23 protein-coding genes are annotated in these 26752 nt (G+C 65.1%); 19 read left to right on the forward strand and 4 right to left on the reverse strand.

What is annotated here, in order from left to right:
* Positions 1-139: 139 nt before the first annotated feature.
* Together CH276_RS26645 and CH276_RS26650 are read right to left on the reverse strand one after the other, a co-directional pair.
* Entirely contained in the window at positions 140-1360 is a 1221-nt protein-coding gene (locus tag CH276_RS26645; protein ID WP_032397587.1) for an acetyl-CoA C-acetyltransferase, read from the reverse strand.
* A 71-nt stretch (positions 1361-1431) separates the two neighbouring features.
* Complete coding sequence (locus CH276_RS26650) at positions 1432-2445, reverse strand: SGNH/GDSL hydrolase family protein (protein ID WP_094632317.1); 1014 nt, start codon at positions 2443-2445, stop codon at positions 1432-1434.
* 96 nt (positions 2446-2541) lie between these two features.
* Here CH276_RS26650 and CH276_RS26655 point away from each other — a divergent pair, with 96 nt between their 5' ends.
* Complete coding sequence (locus CH276_RS26655; protein ID WP_032397585.1) at positions 2542-3927, forward strand: cystathionine beta-synthase; 1386 nt, start codon at positions 2542-2544, stop codon at positions 3925-3927.
* Positions 3928-3987: 60 nt separating this feature from the next.
* On the opposite strand, the gene CH276_RS26660 is transcribed toward CH276_RS26655, so the two are convergent.
* Positions 3988-5160 carry an acyl-CoA dehydrogenase family protein gene (locus CH276_RS26660; RefSeq protein WP_094632319.1) on the reverse strand — a complete coding sequence of 391 codons (1173 nt, stop codon included), beginning with the start codon at positions 5158-5160 and terminating at the stop codon, positions 3988-3990.
* 81 nt (positions 5161-5241) lie between these two features.
* On the opposite strand from CH276_RS26660, the gene CH276_RS26665 reads away from it, so the two are divergent.
* The 12 genes from CH276_RS26665 (at position 5242) to CH276_RS26720 (ending at position 19686) form a co-directional block, all read left to right on the forward strand.
* Positions 5242-6414 carry a cystathionine gamma-synthase gene (locus CH276_RS26665; RefSeq protein ID WP_032397583.1) on the forward strand — a complete coding sequence of 391 codons (1173 nt, stop codon included), beginning with the start codon at positions 5242-5244 and terminating at the stop codon, positions 6412-6414.
* Positions 6411-7187 carry a glutamate racemase gene (locus CH276_RS26670; protein WP_094632321.1) on the forward strand — a complete coding sequence of 259 codons (777 nt, stop codon included), beginning with the start codon at positions 6411-6413 and terminating at the stop codon, positions 7185-7187. The genes CH276_RS26665 and CH276_RS26670 overlap by 4 nt, the downstream gene beginning before the upstream one ends.
* A 123-nt stretch (positions 7188-7310) precedes the next feature.
* Positions 7311-8495 carry an MFS transporter gene (locus tag CH276_RS26675; RefSeq protein ID WP_094632323.1) on the forward strand — a complete coding sequence of 395 codons (1185 nt, stop codon included), beginning with the start codon at positions 7311-7313 and terminating at the stop codon, positions 8493-8495.
* Between the two features lie 199 nt (positions 8496-8694).
* The gene (gene mdo, locus CH276_RS26680; protein ID WP_032376592.1) at positions 8695-9966 is read left to right on the forward strand and encodes an NDMA-dependent methanol dehydrogenase; all 1272 of its coding nucleotides are present in this window, start codon (positions 8695-8697) and stop codon (positions 9964-9966) included.
* Between the two features lie 82 nt (positions 9967-10048).
* The gene (locus tag CH276_RS26685) at positions 10049-11086 is read left to right on the forward strand and encodes a MadB family AAA-type ATPase (RefSeq protein WP_094632325.1); all 1038 of its coding nucleotides are present in this window, start codon (positions 10049-10051) and stop codon (positions 11084-11086) included.
* On the forward strand, positions 11083-12600 hold the full coding sequence (gene madC / locus CH276_RS26690) for a MadC family VWA domain-containing protein (protein WP_094632327.1): 1518 nt from the start codon (positions 11083-11085) through the stop codon (positions 12598-12600). The genes CH276_RS26685 and madC overlap by 4 nt, the downstream gene beginning before the upstream one ends.
* A gap of 198 nt (positions 12601-12798) precedes the next feature.
* Complete coding sequence (locus CH276_RS26695) at positions 12799-13986, forward strand: iron-containing alcohol dehydrogenase (RefSeq protein WP_254924471.1); 1188 nt, start codon at positions 12799-12801, stop codon at positions 13984-13986.
* Positions 13983-15371, forward strand: a complete 1389-nt coding sequence (locus CH276_RS26700; RefSeq protein ID WP_176459464.1) for a MadS family sensor histidine kinase — start codon at positions 13983-13985, stop codon at positions 15369-15371. The genes CH276_RS26695 and CH276_RS26700 overlap by 4 nt, the downstream gene beginning before the upstream one ends.
* A complete protein-coding gene (locus tag CH276_RS26705) occupies positions 15368-16048 on the forward strand; it encodes a MadR family response regulator transcription factor (RefSeq protein WP_303396071.1) in 681 nt (226 codons plus the stop codon). Before CH276_RS26700 ends, CH276_RS26705 begins: the two co-directional genes overlap by 4 nt.
* Positions 16049-16168: 120 nt before the next feature.
* Positions 16169-18349 carry a molybdopterin-containing oxidoreductase family protein gene (locus tag CH276_RS26710; protein WP_082322638.1) on the forward strand — a complete coding sequence of 727 codons (2181 nt, stop codon included), beginning with the start codon at positions 16169-16171 and terminating at the stop codon, positions 18347-18349.
* A gap of 36 nt (positions 18350-18385) precedes the next feature.
* Positions 18386-18700, forward strand: coding sequence for a ferredoxin (fdxA, locus tag CH276_RS28780; RefSeq protein WP_032397576.1), 315 nt, complete (start codon positions 18386-18388; stop codon positions 18698-18700).
* Positions 18697-19686, forward strand: a complete 990-nt coding sequence (locus tag CH276_RS26720; RefSeq protein ID WP_217901438.1) for an NAD(P)/FAD-dependent oxidoreductase — start codon at positions 18697-18699, stop codon at positions 19684-19686. The genes fdxA and CH276_RS26720 overlap by 4 nt, the downstream gene beginning before the upstream one ends.
* Positions 19687-19704: 18 nt before the next feature.
* On the opposite strand, the gene CH276_RS26725 is transcribed toward CH276_RS26720, so the two are convergent.
* The gene (locus tag CH276_RS26725) at positions 19705-20730 is read right to left on the reverse strand and encodes a helix-turn-helix domain-containing protein (protein ID WP_082322636.1); all 1026 of its coding nucleotides are present in this window, start codon (positions 20728-20730) and stop codon (positions 19705-19707) included.
* Between the two features lie 247 nt (positions 20731-20977).
* Here CH276_RS26725 and CH276_RS26730 point away from each other — a divergent pair, with 247 nt between their 5' ends.
* The 6 genes from CH276_RS26730 to CH276_RS26755 all read left to right on the forward strand — a co-directional run bounded on the left by CH276_RS26730 (position 20978) and on the right by CH276_RS26755 (position 26647).
* Positions 20978-21538, forward strand: coding sequence for a molybdenum cofactor biosynthesis protein MoaE (locus tag CH276_RS26730; RefSeq protein WP_176459465.1), 561 nt, complete (start codon positions 20978-20980; stop codon positions 21536-21538).
* 8 nt (positions 21539-21546) lie between these two features.
* On the forward strand, positions 21547-22560 hold the full coding sequence (gene moaA, locus CH276_RS26735) for a GTP 3',8-cyclase MoaA (protein WP_141214789.1): 1014 nt from the start codon (positions 21547-21549) through the stop codon (positions 22558-22560).
* An 18-nt stretch (positions 22561-22578) separates the two neighbouring features.
* Positions 22579-22821 (forward strand): MoaD/ThiS family protein, encoded by a 243-nt coding sequence (locus CH276_RS26740; RefSeq protein WP_045196011.1) that lies wholly within the window; start codon positions 22579-22581, stop codon positions 22819-22821.
* On the forward strand, positions 22821-24080 hold the full coding sequence (locus tag CH276_RS26745; protein WP_254925927.1) for a molybdopterin molybdotransferase MoeA: 1260 nt from the start codon (positions 22821-22823) through the stop codon (positions 24078-24080). Before CH276_RS26740 ends, CH276_RS26745 begins: the two co-directional genes overlap by 1 nt.
* A 133-nt stretch (positions 24081-24213) precedes the next feature.
* Positions 24214-25230, forward strand: a complete 1017-nt coding sequence (locus CH276_RS26750) for a helix-turn-helix domain-containing protein (protein WP_082073742.1) — start codon at positions 24214-24216, stop codon at positions 25228-25230.
* 151 nt (positions 25231-25381) lie between these two features.
* The gene (locus CH276_RS26755; RefSeq protein ID WP_094632429.1) at positions 25382-26647 is read left to right on the forward strand and encodes an acyl-CoA dehydrogenase family protein; all 1266 of its coding nucleotides are present in this window, start codon (positions 25382-25384) and stop codon (positions 26645-26647) included.
* The last annotated feature ends 105 nt before the right edge of the window (positions 26648-26752 follow it).

Raw genomic sequence — 26752 nt, forward strand, 5'->3', positions numbered from 1 at the left:
CACGCAAAACGCTCGGCTGGAAAACTCCAGCCGAGCGTTTACGTGATCTACTGACAGGCATCTGACCATCAGGTGTTGCGAGGACCCCTAGAATCCGCCTTCGGGAGAGGCGGGGCTTTTCTCGTTGTGCAGTCTCGGATCAGCTGAGACGTTCCAGCACCATGGCCATGCCCATGCCGCCGCCGACGCACATGGTCTCGACGCCGAACGTCTTGTCGTGTGTCGTCAGGTTGTTGAGCAGCGTGGTGGTGATCCGGGCACCGGTCATACCGAACGGGTGGCCGATGGCGATGGCACCGCCGGAGACGTTGAGCTTGTCCTCCTCGATGCCGAGGTCGCGCGCCGAACCGAGGACCTGCACCGCGAAGGCCTCGTTGATCTCGAACAGGTCGATGTCGGAGATCGACATGCCCGCGATCTTCAGCGCCTTGCGGGTGGCCTCGATCGGTCCGAGGCCCATGATCTCGGGAGAGGTGCCGGTGACGCCGGTGGAGACGATGCGCGCCAGCGGGGTCAGGCCCAGTTCCTTGGCCTTGGTGTCGCTCATGATGACGAGCGCTGCTGCGCCGTCGTTCAGCGGGCAGGCGTTGCCGGCAGTGATCGTGCCGTTGGGTCGGAAGACCGGCTTGAGCTGGCTGATCTTCTCGTACGTGGTGCCGGCGCGAGGGCCGTCGTCGGTGCTGACCACGGTGCCGTCGGCGAGGGTCACCGGGGTGATCTCCCGCTCGAAGAATCCGGCGTTGATGGCCTCTTCGGCACGGTTCTGGCTGCGCACGCCCCAGTGGTCCTGGTCCTCGCGGGTGATGCCGGTCAGAAGCGCGACGTTCTCGGCCGTCTGGCCCATCGCGATGTACGCGTCGGGCAGTTCGCCGTTCTCGCGGGGGTCGGTCCAGCTGTCCGCGCCCTCTTCCTGTGCCTTCTTGGTACGGGCCTCGGCGTCGGCGAAGATCGGGTTGTGGCTCTCGGGGAGCGAGTCGGAGCTGCCGTGAACGAAGCTGGACACGCTCTCGACACCGGCCGAGATGAACACGTCACCTTCGCCCGCCTTGATCGCGTGCAGCGCCATGCGGGTGGTCTGCAGCGAGGACGAACAGTATCGCGTGATCGTCGTTCCGGGCAGGGAGTCGTAGCCGAGCTGAACCGCGACGATGCGAGCGAGGTTGTTGCCCTGCATGCCGCCGGGCAGTCCGCAGCCCAGAAGCAGGTCGTCGATGTCCTTCGGGTCGAGCGAGGGCACCTTGGCCAGCGCAGCGGCGACCATCTGAGCGGTGAGGTCGTCGGGGCGAATGTCCTTGAGCGACCCCTTCATCGCCCTGCCGATCGGTGAGCGCGCGGTGGCGACGATGACTGCCTCTGGCATGAGATCTCCTTCGAATCGATACTGCGTACCTGCTTTGCTACCGCCGGGTAGGCGATGTCTCCTGACCGAACTTACAACCCCGCCGAATCGGCGCTGCCGCGACGTACGAGATCCTCCGACGCAGTGGTGATCTCGGCGTCGAGTTCTGCTGTTCGCCGGCGCAGAAATCGGTCGAGGGCTGCGGTGGCACGGGGGATCGGCTTGCGCGATTCGACGGCAGCAGACACCGTCGGCAGTTCGGGCAGCGGACCACCGTGCCACACGCCGAGGGCGGAGGCGAGCACCGGCAGAATCTGCTGTGCGGCAAGCTCGTAGCCGGCCGCCGAGGGATGGAAGCGGTCCGCCGAGAACATGGTGTCGGGGGCCGCCAGAAACTCGGGAGCCAGCAGATCGGCCAGGGCGACCGGATGCCCGCCCGCGCCGAGCGTGCGGGCAGTCTGGGCGTGGGCGAGGCGGCGACCCCAATTGCGGACGACGGTACGCAGCGGCTGCGGAATGGCCGTCACGACACCGAGATCGGGGCACGTACCCACGGCGACGACGCAGCCCTTGGCGGTGAGCCGCTCCACCGCGTCGCCCAGTCGGGCCGCCGAAGCCGGAATGGAGAACTTCTTGGTGACGTCGTTCGCGCCGATGAAGATGACCGCGGCGTCGGGAGGGGCACCTGCGACGAACATGGCGTCGACCTGGCCTTCGAGTCCCTTGGATGTGGCACCGGCAATTGCCTTGGTGCTCAAGCGAATCCGTTGGCCTGTTTCCTCCGCCAATCCTCTGGCCAGCAGAACGCCGGGAACCTCGTCGGCGACGGTGCAGCCGACGCCTGCCGCGGTGGAGTCGCCGAAGATCATCAGATGAATATCTGCTGAACTTCCCAATCGCCACCGTTCCGGGGCCACGCAGCCCGCTGTGTAGACGCCGTCCGCCTCCGGTGGTTTGGCCGTGGTGCGCCCGATGACGCCACGCGCCGCAGCGGCCTGTGCCATCAGATGTCGGTACGCGGCCCAGGACGCCGTCCCTGCTCCCGAGCCTGCCAGCACTGTCGCGGCGCTCGCTTTCGCAGCGGTACGCCATCCGCTCGCCGTCACAGATCGATCCCTCTCCTCATGCCTTCCTCACCATCGTATGCGGGTGTCGACGGCCGTGACCGAGAGTCGAATACCTGCATCTGGGAAGATGGAGCAATGCGCATCGCACAGCACATCACCGAACTCATCGGCAACACCCCGTTGGTGAAGTTGTCCACCGTCATCGGCGACGGCGCCGGCACTGTCGCGGCCAAGATCGAATACCTCAACCCGGGTGGTTCGTCCAAGGACCGCATCGCCGTCAAGATGATCGACGCAGCCGAGGCGTCCGGCGAACTGAAGCCCGGCGGCACCATCGTCGAACCCACGTCCGGCAACACCGGCGTCGGTCTCGCACTGGTCGCGCAGCAGCGTGGCTACAAGTGTGTGTTCGTGTGCCCCGACAAGGTCGGTGAGGACAAGCGCAACGTGCTGCGCGCGTACGGAGCCGAGGTCGTCGTCTGCCCCACGGCCGTCGCGCCCGAGGACCCCAACAGCTACTACAGCGTCTCGGATCGACTCGTTCGCGAGATCGAGGGAGCCTGGAAGCCCAACCAGTACTCCAACCCGGCGGGCCCGGCCAGCCACTACGAGACCACCGGTCCCGAGATCTGGGCCGACACCGACGGCAAGATCACCCACTTCGTCGCAGGCGTCGGCACCGGCGGCACCATCTCCGGCACCGGCAAGTACCTCAAGGAGGTCTCCGGCGGCAAGGTCAAGGTCATCGGCGTCGACCCCGAGGGCTCGGTGTACTCCGGAGGTACGGGACGCCCGTACCTCGTCGAGGGCGTCGGCGAGGACTTCTGGCCGACCGCCTACGACCCGTCCATCCCGGACGAGATCATCGCGGTCTCCGATGCTGATTCGTTCGACATGACCCGTCGCCTCGCACGGGAGGAGGGCCTGCTGGTCGGCGGCTCGTGCGGCATGGCTGCCGTTGCTGCTATCCAGGTCGCCGAGCGTGAAGGTCCCGACGCGCTGGTCGTCGTGCTGCTGCCCGACGGCGGACGCGGCTACCTGGCCAAGATCTTCAACGATTCCTGGATGTCCTCGTACGGATTCCTGCGTTCACGCCTGGACGGCACCACCGAGGAGACCTCCGTCGGTGCAGTGCTGCGCGGCAAGTCCGGCGCGCTCCCGGACCTGGTGCACACCCACCCGTCGGAAACCGTGCGTGACGCCATCGAGATCCTGCGCGAGTACGGCGTCTCGCAGATGCCCGTGGTCGGTGCCGAGCCGCCCGTCATGGCAGGCGAGGTTGCCGGCAGCGTCACCGAGCGCGATCTGCTGAGCGCCGTGTTCGAGGGACGGGCCGCGTTGGCCGACCCCGTCGCCAAGCACATGAGCGCGCCGTTCCCGCTGATCGGTGCCGGAGAGACTGTCTCCGACGCCACCAAGGCACTCGGCGAATCCGATGCGCTGATGGTCGTCGAGGAAGGCAAGCCCGTCGGCGTCATCACCCGCCACGATCTGCTCGGATTTCTCAGCAAGGGAGCCTAGGCATGTGAGTGGAACTTCGTAGCAGGCTACGAAGTTCCATTCACATGCGGCGCAGCCGCTTCATCGGAAAGCGCTGGTGCCGGTGAGCGCCTGTCCGATCACGAGCTGATGAACCTCGGACGTGCCCTCGTAGGTGAGGACCGATTCGAGGTTGTTGGCGTGTCGTAGCACGGGGTATTCCAGCGTGATTCCGTTGGCGGCCAGGATCGTTCGGCATTCACGAGCAATCTTGATCGCTTCGCGCACGTTGTTGAGCTTGCCGAGCGACACTCGCTCACCCGGTAGCTGACCCTTGTCCTTCAGTCGGCCCAGGTGCAGCGCGAGCAGCTGACCCTTGCCGAGTTCGAGGGCCATGTTGGCGAGCTTGGCCTGGGTGAGTTGGTACCCGGCCAGCGGCTTGTCGAACACCGCGCGGGTCTTGGAGTACTCGATCGCCGACTCGATGCAATCCCGCGCCGCGCCCATGGCACCGAAGACGATGCCGAAGCGGGCCTCGTTCAGGCAACTCAACGGGCCGCTCAGGCCGCGGGCTTCGGGCAGCATCGCGTCGGCAGGAAGCCGGACGTCGTCGAACACCAACTCGCCGGTGATCGACGCGCGGAGCGAGAGCTTCTTCTTGACCGTGTTGGCGGTGAATCCGGGGGTGTCCGTGGGGACGACGAAACCCCTGACCTTGTCGTCGGTCTGGGCCCACACGACGGCGACGTCGGCGACCGGCCCGTTGGTGATCCACATCTTGCTGCCGTTGAGGATCCAGTCGTCACCGTCGCGCTTGGCGCGGGTGAGCATGCCTCCTGGGTTCGATCCGAAGTCGGCCTCGGTGAGCCCGAAGCAACCGATCAGCGATCCCTCGGCCATGCCCGGTAGCCACTGCTGCTTCTGCTCCTCGGAGCCGTACTTCCAGATGGCGAACATCGCCAGCGAGCCCTGCACCGAGACCAGCGATCGAATGCCGGAGTCGATCGCCTCGAGCTCGAGGCAGGCCAGGCCGTACGCCGTCGCGGAGGTTCCGGCGCAGCCGTAGCCCTCGAGATGCATGCCCAGCAACCCGAGCGAGCCCAGTTCCTTGGCCAGTTCACGGGCCGGCACAGTGCCTTCGTCGAACCAGTCGGCGATGTGTGGCCGGATGCGCTCGTTGCCGAACTTGCGGACGGTGTCTCGGATCTGACGCTCCTCGTCGTCGAGGAGTGAATCGATCGCGAACAGTTCGTCGACGCTCTGGGAGTTGGCCACGGTGCCTCTTTCCGCTGGGGGTTGTCTTCGCAGGTTACCCACGACCCCGCCGGGCGACGCAGGCCGATTAGGGTGGAGGGCATGAGTGAGCAGCGCAGCAAGGCAGACAACACCTCCTGGCAGGGCTTTTCCACGAAGGCGGTGCACGCCGGCTACGAGCCGGATCCGCTGACCGGCGCGGTGAACGTGCCGATCTACGCCAGCTCCACCTTCGCTCAGGACGGCGTCGGCGGTATGCGCAGCGGTTTCGAATACGCGCGCACCGGCAACCCGACGCGTCGGCCGCTCGAAGCCAACCTGGCGGCCATCGAGTCCGGCACCTACGGGCGCGCGTTCTCCTCGGGCATGGCGGCGACGGACTGCCTGCTCCGCTCGGCGCTTCGCCCCGGTGACCACCTCGTCATCCCCAACGACGCCTACGGCGGCACGTACCGATTGATCGACAAGGTCTTCACCCAGTGGGGCATCGAGTACTCGGTGGCTGCGGTGTCGGATGTCGACGAGGTCCGCGCGGCGATGCGCCCGAACACCAAGCTGGTCTGGGTCGAGACGCCCACCAACCCGTTGCTCAACGTCGGTGACATCGAGGCGCTCTCGGGCGTCGCGCACGAGGGCGGGGCCAAGCTGGTCGTCGACAACACGTTCGCGTCCCCGTACCTGCAGCAGCCCCTGAGCCTCGGAGCCGACGTAGTGCTGCACTCGACCACCAAGTACATCGGCGGACACTCCGATGTCGTCGGCGGCGCACTGGTGACCGACAGCGAAGAGCTCGATACGGCGTTCGCGTTCCTGCAGAACGGCGCGGGCGGTGTTCCGGGACCGTTCGACGCGTTCCTGACCTTGCGCGGCATCAAGACTCTCGCGCTGCGGATGGAGCGACACAGCGACAACGCCGAGAAGATCGTGGAATTCCTCGAGGGGCATCCGGCCATTTCGCAGGTCATCTATCCCGGACTCGAATCGCACCCGTCTCATGCGGTCGCGGCGAAGCAGATGCGACGGTTCGGCGGCATGGTCTCGGTGCGGCTGGCCGGCGGCAAGCAGGCTGCACTCGACTTCTGCGCGAAGACCGAGATCTTCACCCTGGCGGAGTCCCTGGGCGGCGTCGAGTCGCTGATCGAACATCCCGGCGCGATGACCCACGCCTCGACGGCCGGTTCGTTGCTCGAGGTACCCGACGATCTCGTGCGGCTGTCGGTCGGCATCGAAGACGGTGCCGACCTGGTCGGCGACGTCGAGCAAGCATTGGCATGATCGTCGCACTGATCGACTCGGGCCTGGGGATGCTTCCTACGGCTGCGCGGCTTCGCCAGGTGCGACCCGAGCTCGATCTGGTGCTGATGATGGATCCCGACAACGCTCCCTGGGGACCCAAACCGGATCGGTGGGTGATCGACCGGGTGGTCGCCACCGCCGAGCACGCCGTCGATCTCGGTGCCGAGGTGGTCGTGCTTCCGTGCAACACCGCCAGCGTGACGGCGCTGAGCCACGTTCGGGCCGCGCTCGGTGACACGATCCCGGTGGTGGGTACCGTCCCGGCGATCAAACCCGCTGCGGCGCAGAGTGATCGGATTGCGATCTGGGCAACGGCAGCAACGACGGCCAGTGCCTATCAAGCGCGGTTGATCGAGGAGTTCGCCTCGCATCGGACGGTGACGAGCGTGGCCTGCCACGGTCTGGCGGATTCGATCGACCGCGGAGACGAGCGGGGGATCAGCGCTGCGATCACCGCCGCCGTGGCTGCCACTCCCGACGACGTCCAGTCGGTCGTGCTGGGGTGCACGCACTACCCGCTGGTGCGGGGCGAGATCGTTGCGCAGCTGCCCACCGAGGTGACGATGTTCGACAGCGCCGAGGCCGTGGCCAATCAGACCGTCCGGCGCGTCGACGAGGTCGGCTCGAGCGGTTCGGGTACCGGCCGCGTCTCGGTGTGGCTCAGCGGAATCGAGGGCGGGTTGCCTGCGAGCGCGCAGCGGTATCCCGAAGGAAAGCTGCTACTCGACGACCTGCGAGCAGAGCAGCACTGACCCATCGGGGAATGCAGGACGCTCCCGAGCGTTGTCTTTCACTGAGCTAACGGTCACTGCGGTGAAGGGAAACACATGGTCGGCGTCGAAGTGCGCGGTAGTGCCGGAAGGACCGCGGCGAGGATGCCGCATCGATACGCCTTCTGGGTGGTGGGCGTTGCCTTCATCGTGCTGATGGCGTCGTCGGCAGCACCGTCTCCGCTGTATCCGGTGTACCAGCAGTCGTGGGGATTCAGCGCGATCACACTCACGCTCATCTTCGCCGTCTACGCGGTGGCGCTCCTGGCGACGCTGCTCACCGTCGGCAGCCTGTCGGACCACATCGGTCGTAAGCCGATTCTGATTGCGTCGCTGCTGATGCTCGTGGTGAGCCTGGTGCTGTTCATCGTCTCCGACAGCGTGCCGCTCCTCATCGCCGCTCGCGTGGTGCAGGGGATTGCTGCAGGCGCGGCCACGGGTGCGATGAGTGCGGCCATCATCGATCTCCAGCCCGACGTGTCCACCGGGCCGCTGCTCAACAGCGTGGCACCTTCGTTCGGTCTGGCGGCCGGGGCGCTCGGTGCCGGGTTGCTGGTGCAGTTGGCTCCGGCACCGGAGATCCTCGTGTTCGTTCTGTTGATCGGCGCGGCGCTCGTCCTCGCGGTGGCGCTGTTGTTCGTCCCCGAGACATCGGCGTTGCGCGGCTTCGATTCCCGACGCCACCTCGCGTCGACCCTGCTGCCGAGGATGTCGATCCCGAAGTCGGTGCGGGCACCGTTCCTTCTCATCGCCCCCGCCCTGTTCGCCACGTGGTCTCTCGGTGGTTTCCACCTCTCGCTCGGTCCGTCCATCATCGGCACTGTCTTCGGTGTCGACAACCACATCGTGGGCGGATTGGAGATCTTCGCACTGTTCGGTTCCGGTTCGATAGCAGCTGCCGTGGTGCGCAACGGATTTCCTCGCAGGGTGATGATGATCGGCGCGTCCGTGCTTGCGATCGGTGTGGCGCTGACCTTGGTATCGGTCGAGATCGGCTCGATCGGGCTGTACTTCGTCGGGGCTGTCATCGCCGGGTCGGGTTGGGGAGCAACTTTTCTCGGCGCAATGCGCACGCTCGGTGCCCTGGTTCCCGCAGCGGAGCGAGGCGGGGTGTTCGCCACGACGTTCGTCATCAGCTACCTCGCCTTCAGCGTGCCCGCCGTGGTCGCCGGTCTGTCGGTGCATCGGCTGGGGTTGAGCACGACGGTGGAGGTGTACGGCGCGTTCGTCATCGCGATGGCGTTGTTCTCGGTTCTCGGATTCTCGCTGGCGCAGCGCCGAGATCGGTAGTGCGCCAGAGTCTGTGGTTCCTCCTCTGCCGAGGGTGAGCGAGTACTCCTACCCGATCGGGTAGTTCGGTCGGGTCGATGGCAGGGTTCCCGCCTCGAGGTGTTCCCAACGCGGTGTGCGGCGGTGGAGTGTGGTCATCAGTGAGACGCCGATCACAGCAGAAGGCGTCTTGTCACTCACACTCACCGAGGAGACACCGATGGTTATCGAGCTCAATCAGATCTGGGAATTCCCCATCAAGGAGTTTCATCCGCTGCCGCGCGCCAAGCTGGGAGTCGGTGCCCACGACATGATCGGTGTCGAGGCCAAGGAACTCGGGTTCAAGCGCTCGCTGCTCGTCACGACCGGTCTGCGCGGTTCCGGAATCATCGAGGAACTGATCGGCAAGATCGAGTACCAGGGCGTCGAGGTGGTCCTCTACGACAAGGTCGAGTCCAATCCCAAGGACTACAACGTCATGGACGGTGCCGCGCTGTACCAGAAGGAGAAGTGCGACAGCGTCATCTCCGTCGGTGGTGGTTCGAGCCACGACGCGGCCAAGGGCATTCGCGTCGTCGTCGCGCACGACGGACGCAACATCAACGAGTTCGAGGGATTCTCCAAGTCCACCAACAAGCAGAATCCACCGCACATCGCCGTATCGACCACTGCAGGAACGGGTTCGGAGACGTCCTGGGCCTACGTCATCACCGACACCTCGGACATGGAGAAGCCGCACAAGTGGCTGGCGTTCGACGAAGCGTCGACACCGACTCTGGCACTGGACGATCCGCTGCTCTACTACACCTGCCCGCAGCAGTGGACCGCGTTCTGCGGCTTCGACGTTCTCGCCCACGGTGCCGAGCCGTACGTCTCGCGTCTCGATTTCGCGCCGTCGCTCGGCAACGCCATCTACTCGATCGGCCTGGTGTCCAAGCACCTTCGTGAAGCGGTGTACGACCCGGGCAACCTGAAGGCTCGCGAGGGCATGATGAACGCCCAGTACATCGCCACGCAGGCGTTCAACTCCGGCGGACTCGGTGTCATCCACTCGATCTCGCACGCGATCAGCGCGTTCTACGACAGCGCTCACGGCCTCAACAACGCCATCGCGCTGCCGCGCGTGTGGGAGTACAACCTGCCCTCGCGCTACGAGCGCTACGCCGAGATCGCCGTGGCCATGGGCGTCGATACCAAGAACATGACCACCGTGCAGGCGGCCGATGCTGCCGTCGAAGCCGCCATCAGGCTCGCCAAGGACGTCGGAATTCCCGACAACTTCGGCTCCATCCGTTCGGCGACGTACGACAAGAACAGGATGAACACCGGCAAGTACGCGGGCAAGGGCGACGTGATCAAGGGCGACGAGAAGTCGGTGCTGAAGATCTCCGAGCACATCCAGGAGGACTGGTGCACCCCGGGCAACCCCCGTGAGGTGACCGTGGAGTCGATGATCCCCGTCGTCTCGCACGCGATCAACGAGTCGTACTGATGCTGCGCAGTGGTGCGGTTATGTGCCCCGGGCGGCGCATGACCGCACCACTGCGGCTCCGCCGCACCACGAAGGGAAACACATGACCTCGCTGTCGACAGTGCGTAGCGACGACACCGGCACCGTTCGATTCACCGACGCCGCCGATCTGCAGCGCGCGCTCGGTGAGCAGGACTACATCGCCGACGACGACCTCGCCACCGTGGTACATCTGGCGACAGCGCTCGATCGCCCACTGTTGCTCGAAGGCCCTGCGGGCGTGGGCAAGACCGAGTTGGCCAAGTCTCTCGCTGCGGCGAGCGGACGGAAGCTGGTTCGGTTGCAGTGCTACGAGGGCCTCGACGACAACCGAGCCCTCTACGAGTGGGACTACGCCAAGCAACTGCTGCACGTGCAGATGCTGCGCGAACACATCGGCGCGCTCACCCAGCACGTCACCGATATCGACGATGCCTCGAAGCTGCTCGCGGCCAAGGACTTCGGCCTGTACTCCGAGCCCTTCCTCGCCGTGCGCCCCCTGCTGGAGTCGGTGCTCTCGGAGGAGCCGGTGGTGCTGCTGGTCGACGAGGTGGATCGCACCGAGGAGTCGATGGAGGCACTGTTGCTCGAAGTGCTCGCCGAGAAGCAGGTGACGATCCCCGAGGTCGGCACCTTCACGGCGCGCAGCGATCCGTGGGTGATATTGACCTCCAACGACACTCGTGAGCTGTCCTCGGCGCTCAAGCGACGCTGCCTGCACTTCCATCTCGATTACCCGACGGCTGCGCGGGAGCGCGAGATCGTCACCGCTCGTGCGCCCGAGGTGCCCGCGCACATCGTGGCCGAGATCGTCGATTTGGCAACCGAACTGCGCGAACTACCGCTGCGCAAGAGCCCGTCGATCTCGGAAGTGATCGACGCGGCTCGTATCGCGTCGGTTCTCGGACACTCCGAGGACACCCGCAAGTATCTGCTCGCCGCGCTGGTCAAGTACTCCTCGGACATGAAGATCGCCTTGGCCGGGCCGGTCGCCGAAACAACCTCTGCCGCAACGTCACTGGGAACTATCGTCAACACGACCGCGACGGCCTTTCGCGGACACGGTGGACGCGACAAGGGCGGCATCGGAATACGACGATGACCGGGCACGAATCGTTCTCGGCATCGGTGGTGCTCGACGTGCTGGCGGCTGTCTTCGGCCGGACGCTGCGGCGCTTCGGAGTAGCGGCGTCGCCGGCCGAGGTGATCGAGGTACGACGCGTCCTCGGTCTCCTCGGGGGCCGGGACCTCACGATTCTGCGTGCGGCCCTGCGCGCGACGTGCGCCAAGTACGACCACGAACAGCACGGCTTCGATCTCGCGTTCGAGTCGATGTTCGAGGCCGCCATCGACAGTGCCGTGGACGAGCATCGATCGCCGTTGGGTGCGCAGGTCGCCGGCGGACTTCCGACGGACCTCGAGGTGGGAGCGGACCACGAGGCCGCCAAGTACGCCGAGTACAACGAACGGGCCGTGGAGATCGGGGATCTGCTCGACGCGCCCGAAGCCGACAAGGGCTTCAACCCGCACAAGGACGACGACGACATCAGCCTTTCGTCCGAGGATCATGATCTGTCGATCGACACCGACGGCGACATGGGCCGTCGCGGGGTCACCTACACCGTCGACCTGGAGCGGTCCGGATCGACGGCGGCAGGGGAGTTGGCGTCGAGTACCAGCGGAGCGGTTGCGGGACAGCTGAACTGGGAAGATCCGGCGAGCGTGCTGGCGTGGTTCGACGACTACGATCCGCGGAGCGTCTACGGCGACGGCGGTGATTCGGGTCCACTGAGTGCCGCGATGCTGGATCGGATCACCGATGCCGTCGAGGCTTTCGTCGCGGCGTTGGGTGAGCTGACCGGCACCATGCCCTCACCGATACCGATCGACGGTGCGGTGCAGGTGATCGGCAGGCACGCCGAGATCGAGCGCGCGAGTCACGAACTGCTGCGGCACATGCGCGGCACCCCGCGCCCGCGGCCGCGCGAGCACTCGCGCGGGCCGCTGGACATGAGGCGCACCGTCCGGTCGAGTCTGCGAACCGACGGAATTCCGTTTCGCTTGGTGACGAAGACACCGGTACCGGACAAGGTCCGACTCCTCGTGCTCGCCGACGTTTCGCTGTCGGTTCGGCCGATCACGGCGTTCACCCTGCGCCTGGCACAGGCCATGCATGCGCGCGCGCACCGATGCACGGTGATGGGGTTCGTCGACGCGCCGGTGGACGTGACGACCACCTTGCTCGCCAGTACGGGGGACGGCGCGCTGGCGGCGGTGCTCGCGGATGCGCGTCTGGACCTCGAAGCCAGTAGCGACTACGGCAGCATGTTCGCCGCTCTGTTGGACTCGCATGCCGACGTGCTGAACAAGCGCACCGCGGTGATCATCGTCGGCGACGGCCGGTGCAACGGCCGCCCGTCGGGACTCGATGCGCTGAAAAGGATTCGGTCCAAGGTGCACCGCGTCGCGTGGATCACCCCCGAGGCGCGCCGCTACTGGGCTCAGGCTGCGTGTTCGATGGAGGACTACGAGCAGGTCTGCGACCGGGTCGTCGTCGCGAGGGACGGGGACCAGCTGACGGCGCAGGCGGCCGAACTGGGGCATGCGCTGTCCTGAGCCAGCCTCCGACCCTGACCGTCGGGGTTCGGGTACCTACCCGATCGGGTAGGTGGGAACCTGGTCCGGTGCTGGTGGGATTCGACGGGCCCCCCTCGTAGGGTTGTAACCTGAATCACATGCCCGGATGTCTCGGGCCGATGGACAGCGAGGGTGTGAACGGTGGACCAGGCAGCTACTGCGAACGTAGGCAAGGCGCTGCACGACCTCGAAGATCGACGCAGCCGCCCGGAGGCACCGCGCGTGCTCAAGTTCCATGCCCCGGAGATCGTGTTCGGTCAGGATTCGTTGGGTGAAGTGGCGCACGCGACGCTTCGGCTGGGCGGAGTGCGTCCGCTCGTGGTGACCGATGCCGGTCTGATCGACAGCGGGTGGGCGGGTCAGCTGATCGATCTGCTCACCGCACAGGGCCTGTTTCCCCAGGTGTGGAGCGAGCTGACGCCCAATCCCAAGGATGTCGAGATCGAAGCCGGGTATGCGGTCTACACCGAGTCGGTCTGCGATGTGCTGGTGGCCATCGGCGGGGGATCGGTGATGGATGCGGCCAAAGGCATTGCGATCCTGGCCGGTAACGGCGGCAGAATCCTCGACTACGAAGGTGTCGATCAGGCCACGCGCCCGATTCCACCCTTGGTCATGGTGCCGACGACGTCCGGTACGGGTGCCGACGTGTCCCAGTTCTGCATCGTCACCGATACGGCGCGCTCGACGAAGATCACCATTCTCGGCAGAGCTCTGGTCCCCGATATCACCGTGATCGACCCGCGACTGCTCACCACGATGCCCGAATGGCTCAACGCAGCAACGGGTTTGGATGCCCTGACTCACGGTATCGAGGCCTTCGTCTCGCTCGGACACAACCAACTCACCGATCACCATGCCCTACGGGCCATCACCATGGTGATGTCGCAGCTGGCACGCACCATCGACGAACCCGCCGACATGGTTGCGCGCGGATCGATGGCCCAGGCGAGCCTCGAAGCCGGCCTGGCTTTCACCAACGCGATCCTCGGTGCAACGCATGCCATGAGCCATCAGGTGGGTGGACTGCTCGACCTGCCGCACGGTGTGATCAACGGCGTACTGCTGCCTCATGTCATCCGCTTCAATGCAGCCGAGGATCCGCTGCCGTACGTGGCCATCGCGACGAGCCTCGGACTTCCCGAGGGCAGAGCCCGGCCGGAGGAGGCCGCGATGGCCGTGGCAGACCGCGTCGACCGCCTCGCGCGACAGGTCGGTGTCCCGTCCGGCCTCGCACAGATCGGAGTCAGTGAGTCGGATCTCGATGTGTTGGCCACCAACGCTCTGCACGATGCCTGCATGTCCACCAATCCGCGCTCGGCGACGCACCTCGAGATGGTCGAACTGTTCCGGAGTGCGCTGTGACGTCGGGACCCGATGTGACGTCGGGCCCCGATCTGTCGCTGCTGACGGGACTGCGCTCGGGCAAGAACACGTTCTATCCCCAGTATCGCGGCGCGGCCGAACGGCTCGAACGCGTCGTCTATGCGCTGGAGCTGATTTCGCGGGCTCTGGTGCGGACGGTCGACGGCCCCGAGACGCTGGTGTGCGCGGTCGCGGAAGCCGCTCGTGCCCATCTGAGCGCGCAGTGGGTCGTGTTCGCGCTCGCCGACGGTGCGCTCCCGGATGCCGGTCCCCGGCGGCTGGTGCTCGGACCGGACGCGACGCCGTTCCTGGTCGACAACGTCGAGGGTCCGCCGCTGCCGGACGACGTCATCGACTGCCTCGAGTCGATTCGAACGGATACGTGCGGTGACGGGCAGAGTCCGGTCATCTCGGCCCATCACGCATTCGTGCCGATCGCGTTCGACGGTGGCGTCGTCGGCGCGTTCGCGGCGTGGACCGGCGACCACCGGGTGCTCGACGCGACCGACGCGGCTGTGTTGAGCATTCTGGCGAGTCAAACGGCTGTGGCACTGCAGAATTCGGCTCTGTTCCAGAGCCGGCGACAGCTGCTGGAACGCACCGAGAACGCCTACGCGCAGGCCCACCGCACAGCAGCGGATCTGGCGGCCCGCAACGCCGAACTCGAGGTGACTCAGCGGCAGCTGGGCGCCGCGCATCGACATCAGGTGCTCGACGACGAACGCCATCGCATCGCCCGCGAACTGCACGACAGCGTGACGCAGGCGGTGTTGTCGGCGGGTATGCAGATCGAGGTGTGCCGCAGCGACATTCCGGCCGAGGAGCGCGGTGAACGGCTCGATCTGGCCAAGGAGTTGACGCGTCGAGCCGTCGAACAGTTGCGGTCTGCGATCTATGCGCTCAACCATCCGCAGGATGCCGATCGAACGTCCCTGCCCGAGATGCTCGAGCAACTGTCGGTGGTACACATGCCCGACGAGTTGCAGGTGTCGTTGCGAGTGGAGGGAACTCCGGTCGAGCTGAGCAGCGAATGCGAGCACGCTCTGCTGCGCATCGCCGGCGAGGCACTGTTCAACACCGCGGTGCACGCCCATGCGTCGCGAGCAATTCTGAGACTGACCTACTCGCCCGATCAGGTGCAGTTGTCGATCGCCGACGACGGGGACGGCGATCCGGCCCATCTGCGGATGATGCTGCATCTGTCCGAGTCCACCGACGTCGACGGCAGGCATCGAGGATTGGCGAACATGGCGGCCCGGACCCGCGAGCACGGTGGCGTCTTCGAGATCAGGCGTGCCCGTACCGGAGGAGTGCGAGTGACCGTGCGAATCCCCCTCGGGAGCGATCCCCTCGGCAGTACATCGGAGAAGGGCGACACCCTGTGAGCGTACCGACGATCCGCGACGGCCAAGGGCATGTGGCTGCACCCACGGTGCGCATCGTGCTGGTCGACGATCACGCGATCCTGCGCGAAGGGCTACGGTCGGTGCTCGAACGCGAGGCGGATCTGACGATCGTGGGGGAGGCGTCGACGCGGGAGGAGGGACTGGCCGTCGTCGCGCGGGTGGAGCCCGACATCGTGCTGATGGATCTCAAGCTGTCGGCCAGTTCGGATTACGAGGGTCTTGCCTTGTGTGCGCAGTTGGCGAAGGCACACAACGGAATCGGACTGTTGGTGCTCACGACCTTCCTCGACGACCGGCTCGTGGTGGAGGCCGTGCATGCGGGTGCGCGGGGATACGTGGTCAAGGACGTCGACACCACCGAGTTGGTACGCGCGATCCGCGCGGTCTCGCGCGGCGAGAGTGCCTTCGACTCGCGGAGCGCCTCGGCTGTCGTTCGCTCTCTCAACGGCACACCGAGCAGCATCGAGCGCCTGACCGAGCGTGAACTCGAGGTCCTCAGGCTGCTCGCGACGGGCCTGTCCAACAACATGATCGGGGCGCGCCTGTTCATCTCGGCGACGACGGTGAAATTCCACGTCAGCAACATCATGCGCAAGCTCGCGGTGTCCAGACGAGCCGAGGCCGTGTACGCGGCGAGTAAGCAAGGCTTGATCTGACTGCAGAGCCTTCGGGCGCAGAGTGCAAAGTAGACGGCGCTCGGTGTCCTGTCGAGAGCGTCTGGGCGGTGCAGGCTTCGGATAACACATACCAGTGATATCCATGCCGAGGAGCACCCCATGACGACTGTTCAAGAAGGCACACGCCAAGACGACGCTCCCGCAGACCGCCCCGCGGAGCTCACCGTTCTCGGAGCCTGCGGCCAGGACTGTCCGGATTCGTGCTCGATGGTGGTCACCGTCGCGGACGGTGTGGCGACCAGCGTCAGCGGTAGCAAGACCAACCCGTACACCAACGGTGGATTGTGCGTGAAGGTGGACAACTACCTGGACAAGGTCTACAGCCCCGATCGAGTCCTGTACCCGCTCAAGCGATCCGGACCCAAAGGCTCCGGTCGCTTCGAGCGAATCTCGTGGGATGAGGCCGTTGCGACCATCGCGGAGAAGTTCACCGCCATCGCCGAGGAATTCGGCCCGGAAGCGATCATGCCGTGCAACTACCTCGGCACCCAGGGGATCACGCAGGGGCTCAACGTCGGCGACGCATTCTTCAACCGTCTCGGGGCAACGGTTGCCGAGCGCACCTACTGCGACGCAGGGTCGTGCACTGCGTACGCGATGACGGTCGGCGATACGGCGGGAGTCGACCCGGAAAGCTTCGTCCATTCGAAGTTCATTCTGATCTGGGCGTCGAACATCATGAGTACAAACCTGCACCTGTGGCCGTATGTGGCCGAGGCCAAGAAGCGCGGTGCCAAGGTCGTCGTGATCGACCCGGTCAAAACCAGGACCGCGAAGGCTGCGAGTTGGTACATCCCGATCCGGCCGGGCACCGACGGCGCGCTCGCGCTGGCGATGATGCACGTCATCATCGACGAGGGGCTGACGGACGCGGACTACATCGAGCGTCACACCATCGGTTTCGACGAGCTGGCCGAGCGGGTGAAGCAGTACACCCCGCAGTGGGCATCGGAGGAGACGGGCATCCCCGTCGAGGACATCTACACCCTGGCGCGGGAATACGCGCAGAGTCAGCCGGCCGTGATTCGCATCGGTGTCGCGATCGAACGGAGCGCCGGTGGCGGGCAGAGTGTCCGAGCCATTTCCTGCCTGCCGTCGTTGGTGGGTGCCTGGCGCAAGCCAGGAGGCGGAATCCTGCAGCTACCCCTGTGGGCTTTCCCGGTGAACTGGCCCGAGTTCCTGCAGACGGATCTGCAGACGCCAGGCACGCGGGTGATCAACCTGTATCAACTCGGCGAAGCGCTGACCGGCGGGCTGAATCTGGACACGCCCCTCAAGGCCCTGATGGTCTACAACTCGAATCCGGTGGTGGTGTGCCCGGATCAGAAACGGATGATCGACGGGCTGAGCCGCGAGGATCTGTTCACCGTCGTCAGTGACCATTTCATCACCGACACAGCCGATTACGCGGACATCATCCTGCCGGCGACCACACAGCTCGAGCAGGACGACATCAACTTCTCGTGGGGGCACCTGTTCGTCACCTACAACAATCGGTCGATCGAGCCGATGGGAGAAGCGGTCCCCAACACCGAGCTCTTCCGGCGACTGGCCAAGGCCATGGGCTTCACCGAGCCGGTGTTCTCCCGAACCGACGAGGAACTCATAGCCCTCTCGTACGACTGGAATGCGCCTGCCATGGAGGGCATCTCGATCGACTCGCTCAAACAGCTCGGGTGGCAGCGGCTCAATCTTCCCGGTCCCGACGAGTACGCCCCCCACGCCGAGGGCAATTTCCGGACGCCGTCCGGCAAGACCGAGTTCCTGTCCTCGGCAGCGGCGGGCGGCAACTTCGTTCTGCCCCTCTTCCGGCAGGGATCGAACGATCACCAGCCGGGCCAACCGGTGGATCCGCTTCCGCACTACATTGCGCCGCGCGAATCGTCTCGCACCAACCCCGAACTGGCGCAGAAGTATCCGCTCAACCTGCTGACGCCCAAGTCGCACGCCTACCTGAATTCGAGCTTCGGAAATCTCGACATGCATCGCAAGGTGCAGAAGGAGCCGACCCTGCTGATCAACCCAGCCGACGCCGAGCGGCGGGGTGTCGCCTCCGGTGATGTGGTTCGAGTGTTCAACGACCGCGGTGAGTTCACCGTCCTGGCCAAGCTGGACAAGTCGGTCATGGAGGGCGTGACGGTGTGCGCGATGGGCGCGTGGCGCAAGAACATGCTCTCCCTCTCGACCCCGGCCTCGCTCAACCCCACGGCATTCGCGGACCTCGGGAATGCCCCGACGTTCTCGGACACTCTGGTCGACGTGCGACCGCTCGACGCCTGACAACACCTTCCCTACTACGAGAACGAGGATTTCGAGATGGCCTACGTCGTCACCGAACCGTGCATCGACCTGCTGGACAAGGCATGCACCGAGGAGTGCCCCGTCGACTGCATCTACGAGGGTGCTCGGATGATGTACATCAATCCCGACGAGTGCGTCGACTGCGGCAAATGCATGCCCGCGTGCCCCAACGACGCGATCTTCTGGGAACACAAGATCCCGGACGAGCAGAAGCGGTTCGTCGACATCGCAGTGGAGTTCTGCGAGGATGCCGATGCGTCGGGTGGCGCGGAGGATCTCGGTCCGGTCGGACACGACCACCCGGCGATCGACGAAGTGGCGAAGAAGTGAGTGACGCAACCGATTTCGAGTGCGACCTGATCATCGTCGGCGCGGGCCCGGCCGGCCTCTACGGTGCGTACTACGCGGGCTTTCGTGGGCTGACGGTCACCGTCGTCGATGCCTTACCGCATCCCGGTGGTCAGCTGGCAGCGCTGTACCCGGAGAAGAAGATCTTCGACGTCGCCGGCTTTCCGGCAATCAAGGCGCAGCATCTGGTCGACGCCTTGGTGGAGCAGGCAGAGCAGGCGAAACCGACGTATCTGATGGGACACGTCGCGACCGAGCTCGAAGAATCCGAGGAGGCCGTCCGGATCACGACGGACAAGGGTGTCACCGTCGTCGGGAAGGCGGTTCTGGTGGCAGCGGGGATCGGCAAATTCACGCCGAGACCGCTGCCGACGGGTTCGGAGTTCCACGATCGTGGGCTTCGCTACTTCGTGCCGAGACTGAACGAGTTGGCCGGCGAACACGTGATGATCGTCGGGGGCGGTGATTCGGCGGTGGACTGGGCTCTGAGTTTGGAGCCGATCGCGAAGTCGGTTGTATTGGTGCACCGCCGCAACGAGTTTCGGGCTCATGCTCACAGCTTGGGACTGTTGGAGCGGTCGAGTGTCGATGTACTCACCCCGTACGAGGTCGAGGAGATCGCGGGCTCGGACGCCGTCGAATCGGTGACGATCGTCGACGGAGACGGAACCGAACGCCGTCGACTCGCAGTGTCGAGTGTCGTTGCCGCACTGGGCTTCAAAGCGGCATTGGGTCCCATCGGGACGTGGGGTCTGGACAAGCACCAGCGCGATATCGCCGTCGACCGGACGATGCGGACCAATCGTCGGCGAGTATTCGCGGTGGGTGATGTTGCCGGACACCAGGACAAGGTCAAGCTGATCGCGGTCGGATTCGCCGAGGCCGCCACGGCGGTCAACCACATCGCACCACTCGTCGACGGTTCGGCACCGATCGTTCCGGGCCATTCGAGCGACTCGATCCACTGACTCGAGTCGCTCGTCGCGTCAGTACCTCTGTTCTCGGTCGGTCGGCCGTGTCGAGCGCGTCACCGCACGCGGGTCGTCCGACCGGGCACAGACGCTGGCGCGGTACTGCCGCGGACTCATGCCGTACTGCTCACGAAAGGCGCGGCTGAAGACGGCGAGGTCCGCGAAGCCCCATCTCCGGCTGATCTGCCCGAGCGACTTGTCCAGAGTGATGCTGCCGACGATCTCGCGGCGGCAGCGCTCGAGCCGTTTGGTTCTGATGGTGCGGGCCACCGTCGTGCCGCTCGAGGCGAACACACGATGCAACTGTCGCGTCGAGACCAACATCGCCGACGCCACCGAGGTGGGTGAAAGCTCGGTATCTGCGAGGTGGTCCTCGATGTACCGCTGCGCTGACCGAACCAGAGCTGCACTGGGCGAGTCGACGGTCGAGTTCGTGGTGGTGTTGCGGGCGATCACGCTGACGAGATCGCCGACCTCGTCCGCTATCGCCTGCGCTCCGGTGATGTCCAGTGACGAGCGCGTCGAACTCAGATCGTGAAGAAACCGGCCCAGTAGCCCACTGAATCCGGCGGATCCGTCGAATGCCATCGCCGTCATGTCGCTGGATTCACGGGCGTCGAGCCGAAGCATGTGACGGGGCCAGGTGAAGACCTCCAGTTCCCATTGATCGTCGTCGGGGTGGCCGTCGATGATCCAGTCGAACGGGCGCGAGGTGTCGTAGATCGCGAAGTCGCCCCGCGTCAGAGTGCATTCGCGGCCGTCCTGCACGACGATGGCCGAGCCGCGTCTGATCATTCCGATCTGGACGTACTCGATGCGATCCCGATCGATCAACGAGTCGGTACGCGCGATGTGCTGCGTGGTGGATCTGACACTCGAAACCTGAAGGTGTGCAAGCGACATCGACCGGACGGCCCCGGTGAATCGGCTGTCGGCCACGTCCGCGACGTCCAGTGCGACGAAATGCTCGCTGAGCATGTCGCACCAGTCACTGCGGCTGGTCGTCCGAGTCGGGATCGAGAATCCGGATCTGGACAGCATGGGAACCCCTTTTCGTCGAAGCCCACCGTCGTCGGTCCTGGTGACCGTGTCGTCACTGCGATGCAGGAGCTTTGTTCGAGGTTAGCGCGCAATGTTTCCGGTTGATTCGCTGTTCGTAACATTGCCGGAAAGTCCGATCCGCACGGCGTGGCGAGGTCTCTGCAGGTCAACTAACGGTCGCTGGCGGTCAAATGCACTGCAGCCCTCTGGACCAAGCTGGAACCGAATTCGACGAAAGGGGTGCACCATGGGCGACGTCGACACAGTCGTGCAGCTGGACGGGAACGACAGTGAATCCCGCGCAAGCGGGGTGCGAGTCGCAGTCACCTCCGACGCGTTGTCGGTCGAGGCGGCGACCGCCTGGGCCACCATGCCCCAGTGCGGGGCCGTTGTCACCTTCACCGGGGTTGTGCGCGAGTATTCGAGGGACTCCGCAGGTCGACGGACCGACGGGGTCGTGTCGATCGACTATCAGTCCTACGAGTCCGTCGCGCGCGGACGCCTGTTCGAGATTGCCGAGACGGCGCAACAGCGTTGGCCCGACATCGGCCGTATCGCCCTGCTGCACCGGACCGGATCCGTCGCGGTGGGTGAAGCGAGTGTCCTGGTCTGTGTGTCCGCGGGTCATCGCGTCGCCGCGTTTCTGGCGGCTCAGTTCTGCATCGACATCGTCAAGGCGTCCGTTCCGGTGTGGAAGCTCGAACAGCGGGACGCCGCGCAATCCTGGGTGGAGACCGGTGTGCAGATCGAGAACGTCCACCATGCAGCCTCGCAGTGGTCGCCGCTCACCTGCGGTGCCGCCTCGTGAGGGATGTCGTGACCGACGCGAGAGACGTTCGGGGCCGGCCACTTCGGGACCTGCGTATTTCCGTCACCGACCGGTGCAACTTCCGGTGCGTCTATTGCATGCCGCGGTCCGAATTCGGTCCCGACCACGAATTCTTGAAGACCGCGAAACTGCTGTCGTTCGAGGAGATCGACAGAGTCGCCCGAGCTGCTGCCGACATCGGTATTCGCAAGGTGCGCCTGACCGGTGGAGAACCGCTGCTGCGAACCGGAATTGTCTCCCTCGTCGAGCGACTGAGCGCCATCGACGGTATCGATCTGGCGATGACCACCAACGGTTCTCTGCTCGGCGCACATGCTGCGAAGTTGGTCGACGCGGGGTTGGGGCGGGTGACCGTCAGCCTCGATTCGACGGATCCGGCAACGTTTGCTCGCATGAGTGACACTCGGGTGCCCGTGCAGACGGTACTCGACGGTATCGACGCGGCGGTGGACGCGGGCATGTCTCCGGTGAAGGTCAATGTCGTGGTGCGTCGCGGGGTGAACGAGGATTCGATTCTGACTCTGGCGGAGCGGTTCAAGGGCACCGGCGTCGTGGTGCGCTTCATCGAGTACATGGACGTCGGTGCTACGAATCGGTGGGAGTTGTCCCAGGTCATGGACGTGCAAGCGATCGTGGAGACGATCGGCCGCGTCCACCCGCTGGTGCGGGTCGAGGCGGTGTACGACGGTGAGGTGGCGACTCGATATCGATACCTCGACGGCAGTGGAGAGATCGGCGTGATCGGGTCGGTGTCCGAGCCGTTCTGCGGAACGTGCACGCGCGCGAGGCTGTCTGCCGACGGCAAGGTGTACACCTGTCTGTTCTCGTCGACCGGAACGGACCTGCGCGCGTTGCTGCGCTCGGGGGCGTCGCAGGACGAACTCGTATCCCGCCTCACGGCGTTGTGGGTGCGACGGGACGATCGGTACTCGGAACTTCGAGCGGAAACGAACGAGGATCCGGTGCGAGATCGGATCGAAATGTCCTACATCGGTGGATGATCGAAGGGGGCTGATCGTATGGCCGAGTTGGTGATGTTCGCTGCGGCACGACAGATTGCCGGGGAGGCGTCGAACAGCATGTCGGGATCGACCGTCAGAGAGGTGCTCGATACTGCGGTCGAACGATACGGTGCGTCGTTCGCGGAGGTATTGGCGGTGTCGCGCATCTGGATCAATGGACGATCGCTGGCACGCGACGAGGATTCGCCGTGCTCCGATAGGGACGAGATCGCGGTCCTGCCTCCGATCTCCGGCGGATGATGTCGACGACAGTGGACAGCGTCCAGGTCCATCTCCGAACGGTGGACCAACACCGCTGCGCGATAAGAAAACTGGGAGTATCGGCGTCGGTGCGTTCGGTGCCGATCGGCAATGCGGTAGGGGCAACGCTCGCCGAGGATGTCGTTGCCGACCACGCACTGCCGGCCTTCGACAATTCGGCGGTCGACGGATTCGCCGTTCGCGCTGCCGATGTCATCGGTCCGGAACATCTGCCCGTACGTCTGCTCGTCTCCGCGCGCAGTGTCGCAGGTGGACAACCGGCACCGCTGCACCTTCATCCGGGTGAGTCGGTACAGGTCATGACCGGTGCCGCAGTTCCGTACGGCGCAGACATGGTGATTCCGGTCGAGGGAACCAGCGGGTTCGTCGAGACATTCGGTATCGAGGAGGTGACGATCCACTCGGTCGGCTCGAAGAGCAACATCCGCAGTCGTGCCTCGGACTTCGAGGTCGGCGACGTCGCCGTCCGGGCAGGCACATCGGTCACGTCGGCACAGGTCGGTGTTCTGGCGGCGCTCGGTCGCACCCATGTGCTGATCGAGTCGGCTCCGATCGTGGCGGTGCTGTCGACAGGATCCGAGGTTCGGCCGGTCGGGACCGAACTCGCACGCGGCGAGTGTTACGACGCGAACTCGGCGATGATCGTCGCGGATCTGCTTCGGTGCGGTGCCGACGTTCACCTCGAACCGGCCGTCGCCGACGACGTCGATGAGTGTCGGGCGGCACTGGCCCGATGCGCGGCGGTTGCCGACCTCGTCGTCACGACCGGTGGGATCAGCGCGGGCACCGAGGAGGTGATCCGGCTTGCGCTTGCAGACCAGGACGTCGAATTCGTCTCGGTTGCAGTCAAACCGGGCAAACCGCAGGGATGCGGAAAGGTCGAGGGAACTCCGATCGTCTGTCTGCCCGGAAACCCTGTCAGCGCGTTGATCTCGTACGAACTGTTCGTCCGGCCGATCATCGTTGCGGCACTGCGAAACCCGCGAGCAGAGCGAACGATCAGAACGGTCAGGGTAGCGGGGGAGGCCGTTTCTGCCTCACCGGTACCCCGGGTCATGCTGGGCATCGTCGACGGTGAAGGGGCCAGAATCATCCGATCGCATTCTGTCGGTGCGCTCGCCGACGCCAACTGTGTGATCGTGATCCCGCCCTCCGACGGCGACCTCGGGCCGTCCGGTGAGTACCCCGCGTGGATGCTCGACTCTCTCGCCTCGTCGCGGCGAGGCACGTGCATCTGAAGATCCGAGAAATTCTCTCGGCGCACCACCCGTCGATGTGAGGAGAGTGGACGCATTTCGTAACGCAAACGCCTCGGATGGCTTACGCCAAGGGCCTACCGTTGGTGCACTCGAACCTATCGCGGAGTGCATCATGACGTCATTTTGGACAACCCGGGGACTCGGCCATGCCGATCAGATGAGCTACTGGGCCGACGTCCTGTGTCAGGCATTCACCCCACTGGCACCGTGGCGATCCCGCGATCACGTCGAACGCAGTTCGTCCCGGTCCGGACTGCCCGGGTGGGTGCGCTCTGCGGCTGTCGGAGGTGGCAATGCCGCGGAGATCGCCTCCTGCACCCAGCGAATCGACCACGGAAAGCGCGAAGTCGCCCGCGCGGACGAGGACGTCGTCTTCGTCAACCTCCAACTGGATGGGCACTGTACGACCACCCAGGACGGGCGGCAGTGCACCGTCTCCCGAGGCGAATTCGCCGTCGTCGATTCGACCCGCCCGTACCGCCTCGAGTTCGTCGAACCGGGCAACGACGAACTGTGGCGGGTCCTGTCGTTCCGTCTGCCACGGCCATTGCTGGCAGACGTCGTCGCACCGTCGGCGGGGACCACTGCTCGGCGCTTTTCGAGCTCGTCGGGCTCGGCTCGCTTGCTCGGCTCACTGATGGTCGAGACCTGGCGGAGCGATTCCTCACTGCACCCCACCGAGCGGCAGATGATCGGTGCCGCCCATGTCGATCTGCTCCGCGCGGTGCTGGGAGCAACGGCCGAGCGGGACACCGCGTGCTCGTTGCAGACCGACGAAGCACTCCGGGTGTCCGCGGTTCGGTTCATCGACTCCCGGCTTCCCTTCGGCCGAGTTCCCGCCACCGAGGCAGCCCGCCACGTAGGGGTATCGGTTCGCACTCTCCATGCACTGTTCGAGAGGGCGGGAACGACTTTCGGTGCCGTGGTACGTGAGCATCGAGTCGAGGCGTGTCGTCGTGAGCTTGCCGATTCGCGCGACGATCGGTCGATCGGAACGATCGCAGCGGCGTGGGGATTCTCGGATTCGGCGCACCTGGCCAAGTCGTTTCGATCGCACTTCGGATGCAGTCCGGTCGAATACCGAGCGTCGATGAAGACCAGGGAACTGCCGCAGCTGGTGCAGCGGTAGCGAAACGCTCTGTCCGAGTGTGCAGAACGGTACCGATCACGGCGCAGTCCGGTACAAGACCAGGACGACTCACCCGATGAAACTGGTGTGCAGGGCAGCGTCGCCCGATTCCGTTCTTCACCCCACCAGGACAGACATCGAGGAGTCCCACATGACCCTGAGTTTCGAGCTCAGCCCCGAGCAGATGGCCGTGCGCATGCAGGCGCGGCAAGTGGCAGACGAGATCCTGAGCGAAGTAGCAGCCGCTATTTCGCCCTTGCCCCGGCCGGAGGATCGCTTCTACGCATTGCAGCCGGTCTACAAGCAGCTGGCCGGGCTCGGATTCGTCAAGGGACTGGTTCCCGATCAATACGGCGGCGCGTACTTCGACAACCTGACGTTCGCCCTTGCGGCCGAGGAACTCGCTCGGGTCGACATCAACACTCCGACAGCGTTGCTCGGCACCGGATTGGGACTGAATCCGATCATCAATTTCGGCACCGAGGAACAGAAGAATCGCTGGCTCCCGCTGTTCTGCGACGGCGAGCCTCGGCTGGCTGCGATCGCATACACCGAGGTGACCGGTGGGGCCAACTACGACTCGGAGGACCCTACCGTCGGAATTCGGACCTTCGCGCGACGCGAAGGCGACGAGTGGGTCATCAACGGTGCCAAGCACTACACCACCAATGCTTCGGGCTGGGACGGTCAGGGTGCCGACCTGATCAGCGTGGTGTGCCGCACCGATCCTGCGCTCCCGCCGTCGGAGTCGCTCGCGGTCATCGTCGTGGAGAAGGGGACGCCGGGGGTCGAGATCACCGACATGATCGACACCATCGGACACCGCGCCACCAACTCGCCGCGAGTCGAATTCCGCGACGTGCGAGTGCCGGTCGGCAACCTCATCGGTAAGCCGGGCGACGGGTTGGACATCGTCGCCACCGCCTTCTCCTGGACCTGCTCGTCCATCGCCGCCGCGTGCGTGGGCAGGATGAGGGCTGCATTCGACTACTCTCTGCAATTCGCCAAGACCGACCACCGGTCCGGTCCGGTACCCGTCATCGAGTACCAGAACGCGGGATACATGTTGGTGGACATCAAGACTCGGATCGAGGCGGTCCGCTACTTCGCATGGAAGGCTGCCGATCACTTCGATCGCACCGGTGGACGCGACCGTGAATTGGCCAACGAAGCAAAGATATTCGCGTCCGAGACGGCCGTGCAGGTGGTGTACGACGCCATGCGTCTCGTCGGCGTCGATGCGTACACGAACCTGACCCCGATCGCTGCGATCATGGAAGACGTCCTCTGCTTCCCGGTGTACGACGGCGGGAACATGGGCGTTCGCCGGCGCAACGTCCACAATCTGCTCAAGGCAGACGGATTCGACTCACTCGCCGCAGCGGAGAATCGACTGTCGGTACCCGAGCACGCCTAGGCCGATGGCGCTCGTGGTGTCAGGATTCGATCGATCCTGACACCACGAACGGGCTCGCGCGCCGATTCCGGTTCGTACACACTGGAGAAAGGGCAACGAGGCCAA

It is taken from the genome of Rhodococcus sp. 06-470-2 (genome assembly GCF_002258235.1).
GTDB lineage: Bacteria > Actinomycetota > Actinomycetes > Mycobacteriales > Mycobacteriaceae > Rhodococcoides.